We start from the raw sequence: 18924 nt of genomic DNA, 5'->3' as shown, positions 1-18924 counted from the left end.
GCAGCGCTGCACAATCTGGTCGATGACGCTCTCATCAATATGCGAAATAATCGCGTGATTCTCTGCAAGACGACGCTGGATACGTTTGAGCTGCAGGCGAACAATCTCGGCCAGCATCGCATCGCTTAACGGATAGTAAGGTACAACCAGCAATCGACCAAGCAGAGCCGGCGGAAAGACCTCCAGCAGCGGCCCGCGCAGCGCGCCAGCCAGCGCTTCCGGCTCCGGCATCAGATCGGGATCGGCGCACATGGCGCTGATTAACTGGGTGCCGACATTGGAGGTCAGAATAATAATGGTGTTGCGGAAATCGATATGGCGGCCTTCGCCATCCTCCATCCAGCCTTTATCAAACACCTGGAAGAAGATTTCATGCACGTCCGGGTGCGCCTTTTCGATCTCATCCAGCAGCACCACGCTGTAGGGACGACGGCGCACCGCTTCGGTCAGCACGCCGCCTTCACCGTAGCCGACGTAGCCCGGCGGTGCGCCTTTCAGCGTGGAAACGGTGTGCGCTTCCTGGAACTCGCTCATATTGATGGTAATAATGTTCTGCTCGCCGCCGTACAGCGACTCCGCCAGCGCCAGCGCGGTTTCAGTTTTGCCGACGCCGGACGGCCCGCACAGCATAAAAACGCCCACCGGCTTATTGGGATCGTCGAGGCGCGCCCGCGAAGTGCGCACGCGGCGGGCAATCATATCCAGCCCGTGACGCTGTCCAATGACGCGCGCGTTAAGCGTATCGGCCAGATTCAGCACCGCCTCAATCTCGTTTTTCACCATGCGCCCCAGCGGAATGCCAGTCCAGTCGGAGACCACTGCCGCAACCACATTGCTGTCCACCGCCGCAAACAGCAGCGGCGTTTCGCCCTGCAGAGCATTCAGCGCCTGCTGCTTTTCCGCCAGCTGCTGCTGCAACGGCGCGGGATCGCTCGTCTCAGCGCTATGTAGCGCAGCGCGCAGCGCAATGATCGCATCGACCAGTTCCCGCTCCTGCTGCCAGCGCGCCGTCAGGCCTTCTCGCTCCTGTGCCAGTGCAGCAAGCTGCGCGTCGAGCTGCGCAAGACGTTCGCTGTCGCCGCCCGATAGCTTTGCTTCGCGTTCGACAATCTCACGCTCGATTTCCAGCGCGGCGATACGGTGCAGACAATCTTCCAGCTGCGGCGGTTGCGCGCCCTGGCTGACCGCCACGCGTGCGCAGGCGGTATCAAGCAGCGCCACCGCTTTGTCGGGCAGCTGACGCGCCGGAATATAGCGGTGCGACAGTTTGACCGCCGCGCTTACCGCTTCATCCAGCAGCAGTACGCGATGATGTTTCTCCAGCGTGCTGACGGTGCTGCGCAGCATCAGCAGCGCTTTTTCCTCATCCGGCTCGTGAACCTGCACCGTCTGGAAGCGACGCGTCAACGCTGGATCTTTCTCGATATACTTTTTATATTCCGCCCAGGTAGTCGCGCCGATGGTACGCAGCTGACCGCGCGCCAGCGCCGGTTTCAACAGGTTGGCGGCATCGCCGGTGCCCTGCTGGCCGCCCGCGCCCACCAGCGTGTGGATCTCATCAATAAACAGCACAATCGGCGTCGGGCTGGACTGTACTTCATTAATCAGCGCCTGCAAACGCGCCTCGAACTCGCCTTTCATTCCCGCGCCCGCCTGCAGCAGGCCAATATCCAGCAGCCACAGCTGCACATCGCGCAACGGCGGCGGCACGTCTCCGGCGGCAATACGTAGCGCCAGCCCTTCCACCACCGCCGTTTTGCCCACGCCCGCTTCGCCGGTCAGCAACGGATTGTTCTGGCGACGGCGCATCAGAATATCCACCATCTGGCGGATCTCTTCATCGCGTCCGGCGACCGGATCGATTTTGCCGTCGCGCGCGCGCGCCGTCAGATCCTGCGCATACTGCGCCAGCGTGCCCTGCTGCTGCGGTGCGGCAACCGCGCTCTCCGGCTGTGCGCTGGCCAGCTGAGCCTCTTTGCTGTTGGCAAACAGCGTATCGAACTGCGCGATCAGCAGATCGGCGCTCAGGCAGCTAAACTGCGGCGAAATGCTTTTCAGCACGTTGGCGAGGTTGAAGGTTTTCAGGATGCCAATCAGCAGATGGCCGCCACGGATCTGCGTTACGCCAAACTTCAGCGAGCCGTAAACCCAGGCGCGCTCCACCGCGCTGTCGATATGCTCCGACAGATCGGAAACCGCGCTGGCGCCACGCGGCAGACGATCGAGCGCCGCGACAATATCGCGCGTCAGCGCCTCCTCATCGAGCGAGAAATGGCGGATCAGCTGCTGCAGATCGCCATCCTGATGCTGCATCAGCTGATGCAGCCAGTGAACCAGTTCCACATACGGGTTGCCGCGCAGCTTACAAAAGGCCGTCGCGCTCTCCAGCGAGGTAAATAATAGCGTGTTCAGTTTGCCGAACAGTACGGCGCGGCTGATTTCTGACATGATGCTCTCTGACGGATAGGTTAAAGGTAAAGCGGTAAACGACGGACAGATGGCTATTGCAGCCGTTCGGTCGGCTCAGGACTAAAGATTAAATCACCGCGCGGCCTGGGAATCGGCTGCTGGCCCAGCCAGGCGCTGTAGCCCAGCCGGCCCTGACCGCCAAGCGTCGCGCCTGGTACTTCATCGCTGGCTAACAGCAATCGCACCTCCCAGACATATTCAATGCCCAGATACTGGCGCACCCAGTCACGTAGCGCGTCGGCCTGCGGCTCGCCCGGCAAAAACTCACGATAACGCGCCAGCGACAGTGGGCCGATTTCAATACGCAGCTTGTGCTGAACATCGCGCACCGCGACGCCTAAAAAAGCGGATTCGCCGAGACGCGGCCTCTGCCGCCCCGCCCCCAGACGGGCGCGCTCACGCTTATCCAGCGGCAGCCATTGCGCGACGTTTTGCTCGATACGCACCGGCACATCGAAGTAGCAGCGCAACACTTTTTCCAGCCCTTCCGCATCACGTCCATGACGGCTGAGATGGCCCGACAACATCAGGCGCGCATGTTCGCTCAGGCTGCCCTGAGCGCACTGGGCAGGCTGGCCCATACCGATCAGGCTGGCAAGATAGTGTTCGAAACGCCGGCCGTCCGGGCGATCGAGCGATACCGTTGGCTGGGCATCGGCCCAGGCGCGATAAAACAGCAGCGACAGCCGGTGATGAAACAGGTCGGCGAAGGCGGTCAGGCTGGGATCCTGATGATGATAAAGTCGCGCCCGCGCATGTTCCGTCATATGGATAGGCAGCGGCCCGTTCGGTCCAAACAGGCCAAAGCTCAAAATCGATACATCGTGCAGCGAACTTCCTTCACGCGCGCTGACCGCCGCCAGCGTTGACGGTGCAAAGGCCAGCGAGGGCGTCTGTCCAATGCGCAGCGGTTCATGGCGCGGCAGCGGCGCCCGTCCCAGCGGATATCTTTCACCGCCCTGCGCATCGAGACGCCGCAGCAACTGAAACAGATCGTAGCGCCAGGGCGCCTGCATTAAGCCGTGCCAGAAATTTTCCGGCAGGCGCTGCGCAATACGCACCGTCGGCTTCATATCAACGCCCTTTTACCCATGCGCGGCGGCCAGTAGCCCACTTCGCCGCGCTGCTGGCTAATTAAGGTCATTTCGGTAAAGCTGTTGCTGGCGACCAGCCGCGAAAAGAGGCGCTCCAGCACGCTGCCGAACAGCCACGGGCTGCTGCCGGAAAACGCCTGCTCGTCTACCGTCAGCTCGATGCCGATGCCGCGCGCAAACACAATCGGGCCAGGCTCCGGCACGCGCCGATGCACCGGACGCAGCCGACAGTGGCGAATGCCTTCAATCTGGCGCGCCACCGGTGCTTCCGCCAGGTTGGCGTAAAGTCCCAGCATCTGGCGCAACGCGGCAGCCCCTTCGCCATCGTTACTGTCCATCAGGCTGAGATAGTTCATCTGTAAGTGGCTGATTAAGCGCCAGGTTGCCATCCCTTCCGCCAGCGCCTTACGCGGCGGCGTTGGCCCTTTACGCATCGTCAATCCGGCGGCAGGCACCGAATCCGGTAGCTTAAAGCCCTGCCGATCCTGCTGAAGCAGCATCAACGGCAGATCGCGGCTGGTACACAACACCTCGGCGGTGACATAGCGCAAATCGTCGCGCCAGGGCGCATGCTGTTCATCCACCAGCGAGAGGAAAACTTCCGATCCGACATAGCCGGTGCGCGTGCCGTAGCGCTGAGCATGTTCCGACAGCGTGCGCTGTTCGCGCCGCAGGGAAAAATAGGCGCCGTAGTTGCCGTCGTCGCGGCTGTAGGTACTCCAGAAAGGGCGGAAAATCTGCTCTTCACGCTGGCCGTCCCGCGCGCCGTACAGCTTCTGTACCGCGTAAATCTCATAGTCCAGCGGGCGAATATTATCGACCACCAGATGATATTCATGACTGCTTTCGCTGAGCTTCTGACGCTCGGCTACGCGGGGAAACAGGTTAATCACCGGCGTGCAGTGCAGCGCCAGATGGCTGCTGTCCACCACGCGCTCCAGCGCGGCGTCCGCCTTATCCAGCAGCAGTACAATTTCGAATTCGCGCTCGCCGTCGGCCTGCGCCAGCAGCGGGCGTAGCTGGCTGATGCTGATAAACTGGAAGCGTGCCGGAAAAGCGAAATATTCCTGGAGCAGGCGATAACCGTCGAAGTTACGCAAATCGTCCGGCAGCAGCGCCTGATCCGGCGCAAAGCCTTCCTGTTTCAGGGCATCGTCGCTGAGTACCTGGCGACGCGGCTCTGCGCCGACCGTCTGGCAGAAGATGCCGACCGTATGCTGCATCAGCAACTCCAGCAGCGTTAAGGCTTCAATATCGGGGCCGCTCAGGAAGAAAACCAACTGGTCGAAATCCACATGATCCAGCGTGGTGGAAGGCTCACAGCTCAGCCGGATACGCAGCGCACTGACTGCGCCGCGCTGGCTCAGCCCCATTTGTCCCAGCGGAATATCCGCCGGAATGCCGCCCAGCTCAACCTGTTTAATGGTCAGCGGCAGCAGCGTAACGTCGTGCGCCGTAGCGTAGCTGCAGGTAACGCCGTTTTTCTTCAGCAGCTGGCTGTCCATCATGGTGCCGCGCGGCACCAGAAAGCCGCGGTTAATATCGCCTTTTTTACTGTCAGGATGGAGTTCGGCAATCGCCATTGACGGCGTAGGCGCCAGATAACCCGGTGCAATCATCTCCAGTAAACGCTGCGAAAAGCGCGGAAACTCCGCGTCCATTTTGAGCTGCACGCGTGAGGTCAAAAAGGCGAAGCCTTCCATCATGCGTTCAACGTAAGGATCGGCGACATCGATGCCGTGCATACCCAGACGCCCGGCCACTTTCGGATAGCGCTCCGCAAACTCCTCGCCCATTTCACGCAGGTACGCCAGCTCACGGTTGTAGTATTCGAGCAGTTTACTGTCCATGCTTAACCTACATCTTTTAACTCAAAATTGCCGTTTTCCAGATCCACATCGGTGCGGAACAGAAACTCCAGCGGATAAGGCACGCACCACAGGCGCCCTTTGATTTCAATCGACAGCACGTTATGCAGATTGAGTGAGCGGGTATCGGAGATGCAGCGTACCTGCAAACCCTGCGGCAGAATGCGCGGCTCGAAGTTGATAATCGCTTCGGTCAGCTTGCGCTGGATATCGTGCCACTCAATATCGGACATGCGTTGCCCGGCCAGCGGCGCGACGCCAAAGTCCAGCACCGAACGCCGTACCTGGCTAAACGGCGCCAGATCATGCTGTGCCTCGCTGTTAATGGTGTTAAACAGCCATTGCAGGTCGCGCAGTACATGCCGCCTCAGCGTGCTGTGCGAAATGAGCCGCTGGCTGACGCTCTCCTCACGTTTGTCCGGCTCATCGTCCGTCAGGCGATCCAGCAGCGAAGGTTGCAGCTTATCGCGCACGTTAAGCGAGGCATCTTTACGCAGGCGATAGCCGCCGCGTAGCTGATCGTCGCCGTCGGTCATCGGTGTATTACGCATCGGCCAGATCGCTGGCGACAAAGCTCAGCGTCTCCAGGCTCAGCAGAGAAAATTCCAGGCTATCGTTCAGCCAGACCTTTTGCCCGTGGCCGATATAGTGCTGCTGCGCGTCGTCCAGCGGCTGCCAGTCGGTCAGGCGCGCCAGCCGCAGGTTGTCGTCGGCGTCCGCCGCGAAGGGATAGCGCACCGGCACCTGACACACCAGCTCAGATCCGTCCACCAGCCGCACCAGCGTGTGCCGCCAGACCAGATCCGTGACGCTGGCGGGCGCCTGAAAGCGCATTTCGGCGATGGCGCTGAACGGCACCCAGAAATAGCTGCCGTTTACCAGTAGTTCGCAGATCGGGCCAAGTCGCGCATCGCCGTCGATCAGCCAGTCAAAAAGCTGTGCCTGCTCGCTGCCCTGCTCAAGCGCGCTACCGGGATTGAGCGCGGCAGCGTCCAGCGCGGCCTGGCGTAACGCCTGCGCCTGCATCCGTTCGCCCTGAATATCCGCCTGCAAAGCAGCGAACAGTGATTCTGCCCAGCCGTATGCAGCGCCCGGCAGACGCGGCTGCCCTTCGCCGGCGAACACCACCGCCCGCTGTAATTCGCCGTGAATCGCCTGATTCAGCAGCGTGACGGTCGGCTGCGCCTGAGGCTTAAGCGCCTCCCAGGATTTCAGCTGGGTTTGCGCCCGCGTCCAGTTGCCCGCCAGGCACAGCAGCTGCACAAAAGCCGCGCGCAAATCGGCATCGGCCGGAGCCGCTTTGAGCTGCGACTCGACGCGCGCCAGGGTTTCATTGAGCGAGCCGCCCGCCAGCAGTTGGTTTAAAGAGTGCATAGCGCTTCCTTTTGCGAGTTATTTAATGGTGCGCCAGGCGCCTGCCGCCGGATCTTTTAGCTGCGGATGTAGCTCATCGACCAGCTGAATGGTCAGCGCCGCGTGGTTAACATAAGGTATCCACACTTTGCGCACTTCATTCAGGCGCGCTTTCAACGCGGCTTCATCGCTGGCTTCCGTCTGGCTTATCTGAACCGCCACGGTGCCGGTCGCCTGCCAGCCGTTAAGATCGTTCGACCACGGCAGAATCAGCCAGCTTTGTGGCGAACGTTCGTCGGCCAGCACCATGCGCTCATGATTGACGGTGGTCATCTGCAGGCCGCGCTTATCGCTTTTCGCCGCCAGCCCCAGCACCGGGAAGCCCTGCAGGAACGTCACGGCGATATTTTTCGCGCCGCCGTGTTCGACGCGCGTCAGCTGGCCCTGCCCGCTTAACCAGCCGTCGGCACCGCATTTCATGCCCTCTTTTGCCGGGACAAACAGCGCACCGACGCGATCGTCATCGCTCCACCAGGTACGGAAATGGCAGCCGTCAAGCAGGCTGAACTGCAGCCACGGCGTGGTATCCGCCGGCGGCGAGAGATCTTCCGGCTTTACCGCGGGCGTTTCAGCCGGGGCGACGTTTTGCGGCGCTTCGGGCGCGATCGTGACCTTCCAGCCGCTGGCTTTGTCCGCGCTGCCCTGCGCCAGCTTTTTCCCTGCCGCGTCTTCGGTGTGCCAGTTCAGCGTGGTCAGCTTGCTGCCGCACGCGCGCACCATCAGCGCGCCGACCTTCGGCAGGAAATCCTCCAGCACCGCAGGCGAATGCTGGCCTTTCAGCACAATACGCAGCGGCACCTGAGGCGCACACCAGTCTTCTGCCTGCTGGCTTTTGACGTTATCGATCCAGACATCCAGATTTTTCGAGCGGGAAGAGGCGATGTTGTAATTTTCCGCCCAGGCGCTGGAGGCGATCAGCAGCGTTAACGCGCCGGTTAACCAGTATTTCATAACGTTCCTTTGCTTTATTTAATCGCGCAGCGGAATAAACTGCGCCGCTTCAGAGAGAGAATGCAGCAGCGTGGTGTCCTGCGGCGAGCCGATCCAGACCGCCATGGCGCTGTAGTTATCCTGCTCGCTCGCCGACTGCTGTTCGTTGTTTTTTAGCGCCTGGTGCATCAGCGTCAGCCACTCTTCTGGCGTATTGACCATATGCAACGCCTGCTGCATCTGCTGCTGCGAGACGCCGTGCCAGAAGCCATCGGTACAGAGCAAAAACGCATCGCCATCTTCAATGGGCACGACATCGCTGTAGCTGGCGTCGCGCTCGTCATCGCTCATGCCCAGCGCAAACCAGAGCAGGTTGCTGTTGATGCCTTCGGTCTGGTGACCGGCATCCTTCATCTGCTGGATCAGGCTGTGGTCGGTGGTGACGTGCCAGAGATAGCCGCGCCGGAACAGATAGAGGCGGCTGTCACCCGCGTGCGCCCAGTAAGCCAGCTGATAATCGCGATCGATAAACAGGCTCACCAGCGTGGTGCCCATCCGGCGATAATCGGGCGTGCTTTTTTGCTGCTGGCGAATCGCCTGGTTCGCGTTATTGATGTACTGACGGATCTGCTGCGCATCGAGGTGCGCCGCGCCGTCGAACTGCTCAATAATGGTGTTGCGCGCCAGCGTTGCGGCTATATCGCCACCGGGAAAACCGGCGATACCGTCACAGACCACAAAGCAGGCGGAACGCTCTCCCACGATATCGCCTGTCTGATCCTGATTGCTCTCGCGGGCGCCCTGATTCGACATTGAGGCAATGGTGATATTCATTATTCTTCCGAGGCGGTCTGTGAATCTTTGTACTGGTTAACTTCCATATCGTAAGCGTGCAGGAAGGCTTCGCCGAACAGCGTATGGAAGTCATCTTCAATTTCACCGGCCGTTTCGTTATAGCGACGGTTAAAGTGTTCCCACAGCGCCGCCTTGCGGCTGCCCGGCAGCGAAAGGCGCGAAGTGACGCCTTCCTGGCGCGCTTCCTCTTCCAGCTGCTGCGGATTAAACGACTGCAGCATCGCGGCGATAATGGCGCGGATGCCAGCAATCATGCCCAACTGGTGCGCCTGCAAATCGACCAGCGCGTCGCGTACCGCCTGCTTCGGCGGCATAAAGCCCGGCATACGGCTGCCGAACATCTGCATCAGGACGGTTTTGCCGGAGGGCAGCAGTTTGAACGGGTTGTTAGCATCGTCCAGGATCACCGTCATATCCGCTTTGACGCCGCGCTTCAGGATGGAACGCGACGACAGCAGCGCCACCGTGCCCTGAGAGAACATGCCGAGCATCTGCCCCAGCTGTTGCATATTTTCCCGGTCGAAATGCGGCGTCGGCTGCATATCGTTCAGGCCCATGCCATCCAGCAGCGCCTGCAACAGTTCACCCTGCAAGGCTTCACCGTCAGATGAAGGCGTTTGCTGCTGGCTGCTGCTGGCGACCGGATCGATGCGTAAACGCCCTTTCGGCGGCGGCGTGACGCTGCGCTGTACCGTCTGCGGCGTCGGCAGCGTAATGCCGCCGTAGTCTGGCGTTTCGGCACGCGGCGGCGTCTGGTTAAACAGCGGCGAGGCTTCGATGCTGCCAGGCTTGTCCGCGGACAGATCGGCAAACAGCGGTGAAGCCTTCAGCGCATCCTCTGTGTGCGTATCAGAACGAGGCGAGGATTCTGCGCCAGATGGTGAAGCAGCTTTTAGCGCATCGTTAAAATCAGCATCCTGTTCGCCAGCCTGCGGCGCGTTATCTGCAAACAGCGGCGAAGCCTTCAGCGCGTCGTCCGTTGCCTGCGCACCGGCGCGTACATCAACAAACGGCGAGGCCGTATCATCTGTCGCCTTCTCGCTGGTACGCGGCTGCAGATCGTCATTAAACAGCGGCGATCGAGCCAGATCGTCCGCGCTACCGAACAGATCCGATTTATCCGCTGCCGACGAACGCGGTTCAGGCGCTACGGGTTCAGGCCGCTGCTGATTCGTCTCATCATCGGGATGCACCAGCGGCACTGCCCCGCCCATCATCAGACCCAGCGGATCGTCGCTGTTACGCTGCGCGGGCGTTGGTTTTCCGCCAAACAATGCCAGCGGATCGAGTTCATCGCGCTGCGTTTGCGGCTGAACCTTTTTATCCGCCGCTGGCTGCACCAGCGTGGTTGGCGTGCCGTCGTTAAAAATGCTCTCTGATTTAAACAGCTCGTCATGATTAAACAGCGCATCCGGCGCCTGGCTGCGGCGATCGAGATTAAGCGGCTCGGTGGTTTTAAACTGCGCCAGCGGATCTTCCGGGTTGCGGTTTTCCGTCGTTGGTGCGGTTAACGGGTTATGGCTGGCGGCAGGCTTCATCTGGCTGGTGGAGATGCTGTCGGAAATCGAAAACTCTTTCGCCAGGCTATCCCAGATTTCGCTGGGAATGGCCGCCGTGCTGTCATTGCTTTGCACAGTCTGAACCGGCGCAACCGGACGCGTAACCGGCGCGGCTTTCTGTACTGTTGGCTGCGCGCTAACGTTCAGATCGTTGACCAGCAAGCGATACTCATCAATTCCCAGAATATCGCCGTCCTGCAGCTCAACCTGACGACCGCGCTCCAGCGGGATATCGTTCAGCTCGACGCGCGTTACGTTGCCCCGATTGGTGATGCGGCATTCGCCATCGGCAGTAATATGTACGATCGCCTGAAGGCGAGAGATAGTGCGGTCATTATCAGGCAGCACCAGATTGTTATCGACGCCGCGGCCGATGGTGCCGCCGGGCGGTAAAAAGTCACAGCTGCTCTGCGGCGGCTGATGGCCTGGCTTATTCGTTATAATCGTAAAGCGCATAACGGTTTCCTGCGTTTGAGATATTCGGCATGCAAACCACGCGGGTTTCAGTAAAACCGGCGGGGTTTGAATACCAACGTTAAGACGTTAAAAAGAGAAATGGGGACGAATGATGCTCGAAATGCGAAAGGCATCAAATTTAATAATCCCGTAAAATTATTTACTCATCACTTTTTTATCCAGTAAGCATCAATAAAACAAAGCCCGCCTTAATCAACTTTCTATGGTGACGAGCCACTTCATGTGCATCTTTGTTAGCTATCGGATTTATTTTTAAAATCCTTTACCAGCTTATTTAATTCCTCGCTATGGTAAAAGTCGATACGTTTCGCCAGGATCATTGATGCGCCAGATTGACTGGAATATTTTTTGCGAGGAAGTTATCCGCCAAATTATTTACTGCGGTATGCGCTTCTAAGGAATAATCACCAAATTCCAGATAACCTCGCGCTGCGACAGATGCATCATCTTTAACGTCTTTGCTATCATAGCCTTTTGCCAGACAAACGCTTAAGGCGTAATTTTTAATATATTGTTCAGGCGAACACTCTGTTTTTGTCTTAGCCTGCATTGAAAATAATGCCAGAATAAGAAAAGTAAACGGAGTTATTTTAACAACCATATAGAAGCCTATTTGCCAAAGGGAAGTAGCAGTGATCGGAACAGGTATAACCATTCCAGAGTGTTGCATGGCCACTTGCATCACTCCAGCTATTTACCGTGAAAATGAGAATCCCATTCATTCCTTCAAAACTCTGCACTGTTAGAGCTTTAATCTGTTTATCTGGTTTACTATAAAGTTTAGTCATAACCAATATATTCTTTCAACAAATAGTTCGATTTTACGTTACCAATGCGTGGATTAAGAAATTAACAATGTTATTTTTTCAATGAAAGGCGTTTTTCGCTATTCTCGCTTAGAGTAAAATGCGTGGCGTAACGAATTTCCTCCGTGGTATTACTGCCAATTTTAACAGCCACGTCATACTCGCCGGGTAACCATTTTATGCCATAGAAAAAGATGCACTCGCCTGGCAATACCTCTTCTTCATAAGCTAATTTATCAGGTAACGACATTGTTTTCCATGCATCACCGTTACGCCATGAAATATAAGGTAAGCCAACCTTAAGAGGCCGATCAGCACCATTTCCATCAGATACAATAAAACACACTTGATTTTTTTCAAGCTTTACCGAAAGCGGTTGATAAAAAGGTCGTTCAAGATGACAACCTGAAACTAATACGATAAGAGATAACAGATATTTTTTTATTTTCATAAGAAAGCTTTTTTATCATTAGGTTTCGCCAAGAAAATCTCAAGGACGCTCTTATATTTATCTTTTATATCTGGCCCGATGATCCCCCTAAAGGTTGATATTACTTTAAATTCGCTCAGACCAAGATGGGTTAAACAAAAATAATCTGAGATAATCGAAGCTTGCTGTTCCATATTAAAATCAGATAATTTTTTGTATGGCGGCAATGAATAATTATATGACGCTATCCAGCTAAATGCGCCGCGCATTCTTACATTCATACCGATTTGATGCTGTAATACATGAACCATTTCATGAATAAACCAGTGCTGTATTCTGCCATATTCCTTAGAAAAGTCGTCGCTATAATGAGGTTGTCTGAAGTAGAGATTACCATTAGGCGTCATTGCAACTTCCCTTGACTGCATTCCCCAGGGTAAATAGCTATCGTTAAACACTCTGACTTGTTCATACCTGATTCCTTCACTGAACACTTTTTTTGCTAACAATATTTCACCTGATGTTAGCTTTCTGGAATTTCCTTCTTTTAACAGGACCATGAACGATTCCTTGTACTATTAATATAAATGCTTTCATACATGCACACCAATTCCCTGACAGGAGTGGGTGGGGACGTTATTACACACTTCTTTATTTTCTTTGATTTTCCAGCCAGCGCTGCTTTCTGCACCTTTCTTCAAAATTTATTCCAGAGTACCAGAATCAGAACTTATTACTTTTCCACTTTCAAAAACATTTAAGCTCCAGGTATTAAAGTCATTAGTTAAAAGTAAGTACGTGTAATTACCATTCTTAAACTCGTACCCGCGAAAATCACATACTTCTGGACAGTTTAGATTAACAGTTCGGCCTTTTAAGGTAATACCTTTACCTGTTTTCTTGCTTCGAGAAGAAAAAGTAACATCTTCACAAGTAACATAACCTTCCGGGCAATTATTAATAATTTTAGCCGTAAATCTCTTGCCTTCAAAAACATGTATTTCTTGAGCCTGAGATGAAATTGGCCACAAAAAACATACGCTAAGAAAACCTAACACAGCGATTACATATTTCATTACAATCCTCTTTTTATAAAGAAATTAATCAACACGTATATATGAATCTCTGTGATAAACATTTAATTCTTTCTGTCTTCGCTTTACCAACCCTGAATTTATTTTGTTTTGACTTATGCGCCAGGCTTTCCACGAATCATCAAGGCTACCATTTAGCGCATCGTTAATAATTTTCACTACACTAGAAGTTGGAAATCCTTCAGCATGACTTCCTATGTTGTAGCATAAGATAACTAACGCATCATATTCATTGTGAGTAAGGTTAACCTTAATGCTTTTCTTTACTGCTTTTTCAAACTCAAATAACTTTTCTTTAAATAAAGATTCAACTTTTTGTCGTGTAATACCATTTTTATATTTTTCGAAAATTGCAGGACTGGTTATCAAGTATCCATAACTTATTGTAGCCCCTTTAACGTAATGATCTATATCTCTTCCGGTTTGGTCATCATAAGGCATTGAACGGAATTTTTAATAATCTTTTAATAATGCTATTCCTTTAGCACTAAAATTCATCACGGCAGAATTATATTTTAAGCCACCTGTATCATCTATCTGGTTTGCATTATTTAATGGCGGCAGTACAGGTTCAGCTTGATTTCTTTTTCCAGGCACAGAAAGAAGGTGTCTTATATTTTTTCCAGACACATCAACCTTTGCATCTGGTGAATGCATAAAATGTTGCTGGAATTTACGTATCGCCTTAATGGTATTAGGTCCGCAAATGCCATCCACTCTAATTTTATAGCCCTTTTTCACTAAAATTTCTTGTATAACTCTAACGTCTTTAGAATCATTTACACTATGTAGCCTAACTGACCCTACCAATTATTATCATTTTCATCCTATAGTGCCCGAATAGTCAGCAGTGAAAAATCACTTCGTTACTTTTCGTTTTATAATGACCTCCCAAAAGGGAGGTCATTAAATTATACTTCTTTATTTTCTTTGATATTCCAGCCAGCACTGCTTTCAGCACCTTTACCACCGGACGCGGTCTGTTCCCAGTATTGCTGTTTAACTTTGGCTGCCTGGAAGGCATAAGTAACGCCTACAGTATCGCCATTATCGGTACCGGTATATTGAACAGAAGTGACCAGCACATCTTCCAGCGTAATTTTGGTATATTCAACCTGCTGGCCGCCCGCTTTGCATACGGACAGTTCAACTTTAGTCAGATGCTTACCGCTGGCGCAGTGCTTCAGGATCGCAGTGGTGGATTTATCAATCAGCGCATTTACGTGCAGATCGTTGAAATTTACTTTGCCCGCGCCGCCGCCGCCGCCAACGGACATGTTGCCCGGCTGGGATGCACCCCAGGAGAACGAAGTGATGTCAGTCCAGCCTTTATGGTTAGAATCTTGTGACTCGCCGGTCACACCGTCAACCTTCAGGAACATATCAATAGCCATAATTATCTACTCTTTATTGGTTAAAGTTGCTTGCGATAAAGCAGTGATATGGCAAACAGGAAAGCATGGGGCTGAATAAAACAGTCCATATTTTACCTCTGCCTCGTTTCTGCACAGGAATAAAATCACTATGCAAAATATTAATGTGCCGAATTGAAGTCTTAAAAATTTAAAAGCACAAATAGTTATCCCATCTCGGATAAAACTATCCATATTTATTCATAGGGCATGTTTTTAAGCTGCCCTACTCTATCGTGATCTATTCGGGTAATACATTTATCTGTCAGCGTAGCATGAGCAATTGAGCTATCCTCCGCGAGAAACGCCTCAAGCTTACATTGCCCATCACGATATTTTAACCAGCCGCGCTGTGAGTCCACCAATATGGCATCGTATTGGGCCGACAAATTTTTAATCGCTCGGTAAGATTCGGCAATCCTCTTTTTAGCGCTGGCATATTCTTTATTCAATTCATCTTCAGCGCTGTTCTTTTTTTCAGACCAGCAAAGATTAATATCGCCTTCATTCTGTGCCGTATGGCAAACGTCACTGGCATAACCTTTGATATTGATAAAAAACAAAGCAGCGGCCAGATAAACAATTGATTTATTCACCGTAATAAAACCGTAATGGCGTATGAAAAACCATTACCGCTCTGATTTTTCATACGCCGGGGCCGATAAGTAGCTAGCTACGCATCATTCGTTTTCAGCGACGGCAGTTTAGAAACCAGACGCAGGGAAACGGTCAGGCCTTCCAGCTGGTAGTGCGGTCGCAGGAAGAACTTGGCGGCGTAATAGCCCGGATTATCTTCAATCTCTTCTACCAGCACCTCGGCGGAAGCGAGCGGCTTGCGGGATTTGGTTTCCTGCGAGGAGTTGGCCGGATCGCCATCCACATAGTTCATCACCCAGTCGTTCAGCCAGCGCTCCATCTCCTCGCGCTCGCGGAAAGAGCCGATCTTGTCGCGCACGATGCACTTCAGATAATGGGCAAAGCGGCAGCAGGCGAACAGATAAGGCAGACGAGCTGCGAGGCGGGCATTTGCCGTGGCGTCTGCGTCATGATATTCCGCCGGTTTTTGCAAAGACTGCGCGCCGATAAAGGCGGCGAAATCGGAGTTTTTGCGATGCACCAGCGGCATAAAACCGTTCTTCGCCAGCTCGGCTTCACGACGATCGCTGATGGCGATTTCGGTCGGGCATTTCATATCCACGCCGCCGTCGTCGCTTGGGAAGGTGTGACACGGCAGGTTTTCTACCGCGCCGCCCGATTCCACGCCGCGAATTGAAGTACACCAGCCGAACTCTTTAAACGAGCGGTTGATATTGGCGGCCATCGCATAGGCAGCGTTGGTCCAGGTATAATTGCCGTGGCTGGCGCCGTCGGTCTCTTCTTCAAAATCGAAGCTGTCGACCGGATTGGTGCGAATGCCATACGGCAGACGCGCCAGGAAACGCGGCATCACCAGGCCGAGATAGCGCGCATCTTCCGATTCACGCAGGCTGCGCCAGGCGGCATATTCGCTGTTCTGGAAGATTTTGGTCAGATCGCGCGGGTTGGCCAGCTCCTGCCAGGATTCCATCTGCATCACGCTCGGCGCGGTACCGGCGATAAACGGACAGTGCGCCGCCGCGCCGATGCGCGCCATTTCGCTCAGCAGTTCGACATCCTGCGGGCTGTGATCAAAATAGTAATCGCCGACCAGGCAGCCAAACGGCTCGCCGCCGAACTGCCCATACTCTTCTTCATAGATTTTCTTGAAAATCGGGCTCTGATCCCAGCCCACGCCTTTGTAGCGTTTCAGCGTGCGGCCCAGCTCCTGTTTGGAAATGCTCATAAAGCGAATTTTCAGCATTTCGTCGGTTTCAGTATTGTTCACCAGGTAGCTCAGGCCGCGCCATGCGCCTTCCAGCTTCTGAAAATCTTCGTGGTGAATAATCTGGTTCACCTGATGCGACAGCTTCTCATCAATCTCGGCAATCAGTGCCTGGATGGTGCGATAAGCGTCGTCAGAGACGGTTACGCTGTTTTCCAGCGCCTGTTGCGCCAGCGTTTTGACTGCGCTTTCTACCGCCGCGCGCGCCTGGTCGCTCTTTGGACGAAACTCTTTATTCAACAGCGCGCTGAACTCATCCTGATCCCAGGCCTGCTGTCCCTGTTGTAACGGTTGCTGTGATGGATTGCTCATGGTTATTCCTCATCACCTTTGGCGGTTTCTTCAGATTTCGGCAGATGGCCCAGCGATTTCAGCAGCGTCGGATCCTGCAGGATTTTGCCGATCAATGCTTCCGCACCATTTTTGCCATCCATATAGGTCAGCAGGTTAGCTAGTTGAGTACGCGCCTCCAGCAGCTTGTTGAGCGGCTCCACCTTGCGCGCGACCGCATCCGGCGAGAAATCGTCCATGCTTTCAAAAGTCAGATCGACATTCAGACGGCCTTCGCCGGTCAGCGTATTTTCCGCCTGGAAAGCGACGCGCGGCTTCAGCGCTTTCATGCGCTCGTCGAAGTTATCAATATCGATTTCAAGGAATTTACGCTCGTCGACGCCCGGCTGCGGAGCGACTGGTTTGCCCACCAGATCGGCCATGACGCCCATCACAAACGGCAGCTGAATTTTGCGTTCTGCGCCATAAATTTCCACATCGTATTCAATCTGTACGCGCGGTGCGCGGTTACGGGCGATAAATTTCTGCCCACTGGATTTTGTCGGTGCCATGATGTTCTCCATCGGATATGCGCGGTAAAGTCAGCAGCGGGCACGCTGCCGTAGAAAGGGACGCGGCTTAGTCGCGGCGGCCAAAAATGTTTTCCAGCTGATGGACGCCATCGGGCGCCAGGTCGCGAATGATTTCCATAAAATCGAGTTCGATAACGCGCTGGACGCGGTCAATCATCAACGGCGCCGGATGGCTGGGTTCGTAACGGGAAAAATAGTTTTTCACCTTCTCCAGCATCAGTTGCGCCTCAGCGCGCGAGGTAATTTCGCTGTTGCGCCAGTCGGTATGCGTACGCGCCGGTGTGGCGGGCGTCGGTGCTTCGTCGCCAGATGAAGCGGCATGCTGACTCTCCGGCACCAGCGCGCTTAAGTCGGTTGCCTGGCAAGCTTGCGCCACCAGATTGATCGTTTTTTGCAGCTGTACCATCTCCGGCACACCACTTTCGCCCAGATGCTCGACCAGGGTTTCGCGGATAGTTTGCAAACGCTCACTTATCTGCAAAACCGCTTCAACGCCGGGTTGATCTGCGCGTGCCAGTTCATCATTCAGACGCGGACGGCCACCGGGATAGTCGGCAACTTCGGTTTTGCTGCCGTCCAGCAGCGCACAGGCATCACGCAGCGAGATCTGATCGGCGGCAGTGCGCAGCAGCGGAGCCTGACGCAGCGCGGCGGTCAGCGCGGATTTATCGCCCAGCGCCGCCAGCGCGTTAATGCGGTAAAAGGGATCGCGTTCGCCATCTTCTTCCAGCTGCGGCCAGAGCGGTTCCCAGTAGAGCAGCAATGCCTGCTGAATCAGCTTAAGGCCGCTGGCGTAGCCCGGCAGCCCTTTCATCTGCGTCCAGGCGTGAGTAAGTGCTAACATCACGCGCAGGTCTTTGGTGCGGCCGAGCAGGCTGGTCGCCAGCTTCTCCACTTTGTTCCAGTCAGCAGGTTCGGCGGGAATAATGGTATCGCCAAACTGCTGCTCCGCCTTTCCTTCGCTCGCCTGGCTCATCGCCATATAATCGGCGTCATACTCCAGGTTTTCCCCGCACGGTTTTTCACCGCTGACCGGCGCCAGTAACGCATCGATATTCATCGCTATTCTCACCTCGAAGATTATTCAAACATCGGCGGATAAAGCCCATGTCGGCCCGGCCTCGCGCCGCCAGCCGGATCGAACAGCAGCGAAAAAAGCTGGCCGGTAAAGTTGCCGCTGTGCAGATGGGTATAAAGCGGATAGCCGTCCGCCTGGTTGGTCCACCAGAAGCTGGTATAGCGCTGCGGATCGAAACAGTCGGCAACCTGCTGCCAGCTCAGGTTGCTGGTGTCGTCGCCATAGCCGATCACATCCAGAATATCGGAGCGCGATACCGCGCCAGGCGCCTGCGGCGCCGGGATCGCCAGCAGCGCCTGGTCAAGCTGCTCGGCGGAAAACCCGTTCTGCACCGCATGCAATAGCGTGCGCCCCAGTTGCTGATACCATTCGCCCGCCATCGCCAGGCGGCCCGTTGACCATTCGGCAGGCGTGAAGCTGAACTGGGCGCAAATCGGATACTGGCGGCCCACGCTGTCGCGCGCGGGCAGCAGGCAGCCCATCTGTACCAGCTGGCTGCCGAGCATCGGCGGTACAACAAAGTTCCAGACCGGCGCTTTTGCGAACCGTTGCGGCTCGCCCGCGCGCTGTTCTTCATTCTTCTGCCAGTTCAGCAGCCCAACCTGAAACCAGTGCGTCCACTGGCGCGTTAACGCTTCGGGAAAACGACGCTGTAAGAAGTCACCGGCGCTGGGCAATTTGCCGTACCAGCCAATCGCAGGATAGTGGCTCATTA

The 18924-nt window shown here is 54.8% G+C and carries 20 protein-coding genes and 1 pseudogene; all 21 read right to left on the bottom strand.

From position 1 onward, the window contains the following. Positions 1-2448: type VI secretion system ATPase TssH (tssH, locus tag P3C52_RS16350; protein ID WP_275556007.1), on the bottom strand; the 2448-nt coding region annotated here is incomplete at its 3' end. A gap of 53 nt (positions 2449-2501) precedes the next feature. Continuing rightward, complete coding sequence (gene tssG, locus P3C52_RS16345; protein WP_275556006.1) at positions 2502-3542, bottom strand: type VI secretion system baseplate subunit TssG; 1041 nt, start codon at positions 3540-3542, stop codon at positions 2502-2504. After that, complete coding sequence (gene tssF / locus P3C52_RS16340) at positions 3539-5413, bottom strand: type VI secretion system baseplate subunit TssF (RefSeq protein WP_275556005.1); 1875 nt, start codon at positions 5411-5413, stop codon at positions 3539-3541. Before tssF ends, tssG begins: the two co-directional genes overlap by 4 nt. Positions 5414-5415: 2 nt before the next feature. Continuing rightward, positions 5416-5982, bottom strand: coding sequence for a type VI secretion system baseplate subunit TssE (gene tssE, locus P3C52_RS16335; protein ID WP_275556012.1), 567 nt, complete (start codon positions 5980-5982; stop codon positions 5416-5418). After that, complete coding sequence (locus tag P3C52_RS16330) at positions 5975-6805, bottom strand: type VI secretion system accessory protein TagJ (protein ID WP_275556004.1); 831 nt, start codon at positions 6803-6805, stop codon at positions 5975-5977. Before P3C52_RS16330 ends, tssE begins: the two co-directional genes overlap by 8 nt. Before the next feature lie 18 nt (positions 6806-6823). Next, a complete protein-coding gene (locus P3C52_RS16325) occupies positions 6824-7795 on the bottom strand; it encodes a hypothetical protein (RefSeq protein WP_275556003.1) in 972 nt (323 codons plus the stop codon). Positions 7796-7813: 18 nt separating this feature from the next. Next, on the bottom strand, positions 7814-8608 hold the full coding sequence (locus P3C52_RS16320) for a protein phosphatase 2C domain-containing protein (protein WP_275556002.1): 795 nt from the start codon (positions 8606-8608) through the stop codon (positions 7814-7816). After that, positions 8608-10644: a type VI secretion system-associated FHA domain protein TagH gene (gene tagH, locus P3C52_RS16315; RefSeq protein WP_275556001.1), complete on the bottom strand. Its 2037-nt coding sequence runs from the start codon at positions 10642-10644 to the stop codon at positions 8608-8610. Before tagH ends, P3C52_RS16320 begins: the two co-directional genes overlap by 1 nt. 254 nt (positions 10645-10898) lie before the next feature. After that, positions 10899-11215: pseudogene (locus P3C52_RS16310) on the bottom strand (T6SS amidase immunity protein Tai4 family protein). Between the two features lie 40 nt (positions 11216-11255). After that, the gene (locus P3C52_RS16305; RefSeq protein WP_275556011.1) at positions 11256-11387 is read right to left on the bottom strand and encodes a T6SS effector amidase Tae4 family protein; all 132 of its coding nucleotides are present in this window, start codon (positions 11385-11387) and stop codon (positions 11256-11258) included. A 136-nt stretch (positions 11388-11523) separates the two neighbouring features. Further along, positions 11524-11922 (bottom strand): putative T6SS immunity periplasmic lipoprotein, encoded by a 399-nt coding sequence (locus P3C52_RS16300; RefSeq protein WP_275556000.1) that lies wholly within the window; start codon positions 11920-11922, stop codon positions 11524-11526. Further along, positions 11919-12461 (bottom strand): hypothetical protein, encoded by a 543-nt coding sequence (locus P3C52_RS16295; RefSeq protein WP_275555999.1) that lies wholly within the window; start codon positions 12459-12461, stop codon positions 11919-11921. Before P3C52_RS16295 ends, P3C52_RS16300 begins: the two co-directional genes overlap by 4 nt. 144 nt (positions 12462-12605) lie before the next feature. Continuing rightward, positions 12606-12977 carry a hypothetical protein gene (locus tag P3C52_RS16290; RefSeq protein ID WP_275555998.1) on the bottom strand — a complete coding sequence of 124 codons (372 nt, stop codon included), beginning with the start codon at positions 12975-12977 and terminating at the stop codon, positions 12606-12608. Between the two features lie 24 nt (positions 12978-13001). Further along, entirely contained in the window at positions 13002-13436 is a 435-nt protein-coding gene (locus P3C52_RS16285) for a lysozyme (RefSeq protein ID WP_275555997.1), read from the bottom strand. Positions 13437-13448: 12 nt separating this feature from the next. Beyond that, a complete protein-coding gene (locus tag P3C52_RS16280) occupies positions 13449-13805 on the bottom strand; it encodes a peptidoglycan-binding domain-containing protein (protein WP_275555996.1) in 357 nt (118 codons plus the stop codon). Positions 13806-13906: 101 nt separating this feature from the next. Further along, positions 13907-14389 (bottom strand): type VI secretion system tube protein Hcp, encoded by a 483-nt coding sequence (locus tag P3C52_RS16275; protein ID WP_275555995.1) that lies wholly within the window; start codon positions 14387-14389, stop codon positions 13907-13909. A gap of 215 nt (positions 14390-14604) precedes the next feature. Then, the gene (locus P3C52_RS16270) at positions 14605-15003 is read right to left on the bottom strand and encodes a lysozyme inhibitor LprI family protein (protein WP_275555994.1); all 399 of its coding nucleotides are present in this window, start codon (positions 15001-15003) and stop codon (positions 14605-14607) included. A 77-nt stretch (positions 15004-15080) separates the two neighbouring features. Continuing rightward, positions 15081-16580: a type VI secretion system contractile sheath large subunit gene (tssC, locus tag P3C52_RS16265; RefSeq protein ID WP_275555993.1), complete on the bottom strand. Its 1500-nt coding sequence runs from the start codon at positions 16578-16580 to the stop codon at positions 15081-15083. 2 nt (positions 16581-16582) lie between these two features. Beyond that, positions 16583-17110: a type VI secretion system contractile sheath small subunit gene (gene tssB / locus P3C52_RS16260; protein WP_275555992.1), complete on the bottom strand. Its 528-nt coding sequence runs from the start codon at positions 17108-17110 to the stop codon at positions 16583-16585. Positions 17111-17177: 67 nt separating this feature from the next. Continuing rightward, entirely contained in the window at positions 17178-18191 is a 1014-nt protein-coding gene (tssA, locus tag P3C52_RS16255; RefSeq protein ID WP_275555991.1) for a type VI secretion system protein TssA, read from the bottom strand. Positions 18192-18211: 20 nt separating this feature from the next. Further along, the gene (gene tagF / locus P3C52_RS16250; protein ID WP_275555990.1) at positions 18212-18922 is read right to left on the bottom strand and encodes a type VI secretion system-associated protein TagF; all 711 of its coding nucleotides are present in this window, start codon (positions 18920-18922) and stop codon (positions 18212-18214) included. Positions 18923-18924: the final 2 nt, after the last annotated feature.

Origin of the sequence: Mixta sp. Marseille-Q2659, from assembly GCF_940807255.1 — a bacterium.
Lineage (GTDB): Bacteria > Pseudomonadota > Gammaproteobacteria > Enterobacterales > Enterobacteriaceae > Mixta.
The sequence above is the reverse complement of the archived record's forward strand: the minus strand, read 5'-3'. Positions and strand labels throughout refer to the sequence as shown.

Excerpts from the sequence above, each read along its gene's own strand:
- P3C52_RS16290 (WP_275555998.1), bottom strand. The coding sequence starts at position 12,977 with ATGAAATATGTAATCGCTGTGTTAGGTTTTCTTAGCGTATGTTTTTTG.
- P3C52_RS16285 (WP_275555997.1), bottom strand. The coding sequence starts at position 13,436 with ATGCCTTATGATGACCAAACCGGAAGAGATATAGATCATTACGTTAAA.
- tssA (WP_275555991.1), bottom strand. The coding sequence starts at position 18,191 with ATGAATATCGATGCGTTACTGGCGCCGGTCAGCGGTGAAAAACCGTGC.
- P3C52_RS16300 (WP_275556000.1), bottom strand. The coding sequence starts at position 11,922 with ATGAAAATAAAAAAATATCTGTTATCTCTTATCGTATTAGTTTCAGGT.
- tagF (WP_275555990.1), bottom strand. The coding sequence starts at position 18,922 with ATGAGCCACTATCCTGCGATTGGCTGGTACGGCAAATTGCCCAGCGCC.
- P3C52_RS16305 (WP_275556011.1), bottom strand. The coding sequence starts at position 11,387 with ATGAATGGGATTCTCATTTTCACGGTAAATAGCTGGAGTGATGCAAGT.
- tssC (WP_275555993.1), bottom strand. The coding sequence starts at position 16,580 with ATGAGCAATCCATCACAGCAACCGTTACAACAGGGACAGCAGGCCTGG.
- tssG (WP_275556006.1), bottom strand. The coding sequence starts at position 3,542 with ATGAAGCCGACGGTGCGTATTGCGCAGCGCCTGCCGGAAAATTTCTGG.
- P3C52_RS16330 (WP_275556004.1), bottom strand. The coding sequence starts at position 6,805 with ATGCACTCTTTAAACCAACTGCTGGCGGGCGGCTCGCTCAATGAAACC.
- tssE (WP_275556012.1), bottom strand. The coding sequence starts at position 5,982 with ATGCGTAATACACCGATGACCGACGGCGACGATCAGCTACGCGGCGGC.
- tssF (WP_275556005.1), bottom strand. The coding sequence starts at position 5,413 with ATGGACAGTAAACTGCTCGAATACTACAACCGTGAGCTGGCGTACCTG.
- tagH (WP_275556001.1), bottom strand. The coding sequence starts at position 10,644 with ATGCGCTTTACGATTATAACGAATAAGCCAGGCCATCAGCCGCCGCAG.
- tssB (WP_275555992.1), bottom strand. The coding sequence starts at position 17,110 with ATGGCACCGACAAAATCCAGTGGGCAGAAATTTATCGCCCGTAACCGC.
- P3C52_RS16275 (WP_275555995.1), bottom strand. The coding sequence starts at position 14,389 with ATGGCTATTGATATGTTCCTGAAGGTTGACGGTGTGACCGGCGAGTCA.
- P3C52_RS16320 (WP_275556002.1), bottom strand. The coding sequence starts at position 8,608 with ATGAATATCACCATTGCCTCAATGTCGAATCAGGGCGCCCGCGAGAGC.
- P3C52_RS16295 (WP_275555999.1), bottom strand. The coding sequence starts at position 12,461 with ATGGTCCTGTTAAAAGAAGGAAATTCCAGAAAGCTAACATCAGGTGAA.
- P3C52_RS16325 (WP_275556003.1), bottom strand. The coding sequence starts at position 7,795 with ATGAAATACTGGTTAACCGGCGCGTTAACGCTGCTGATCGCCTCCAGC.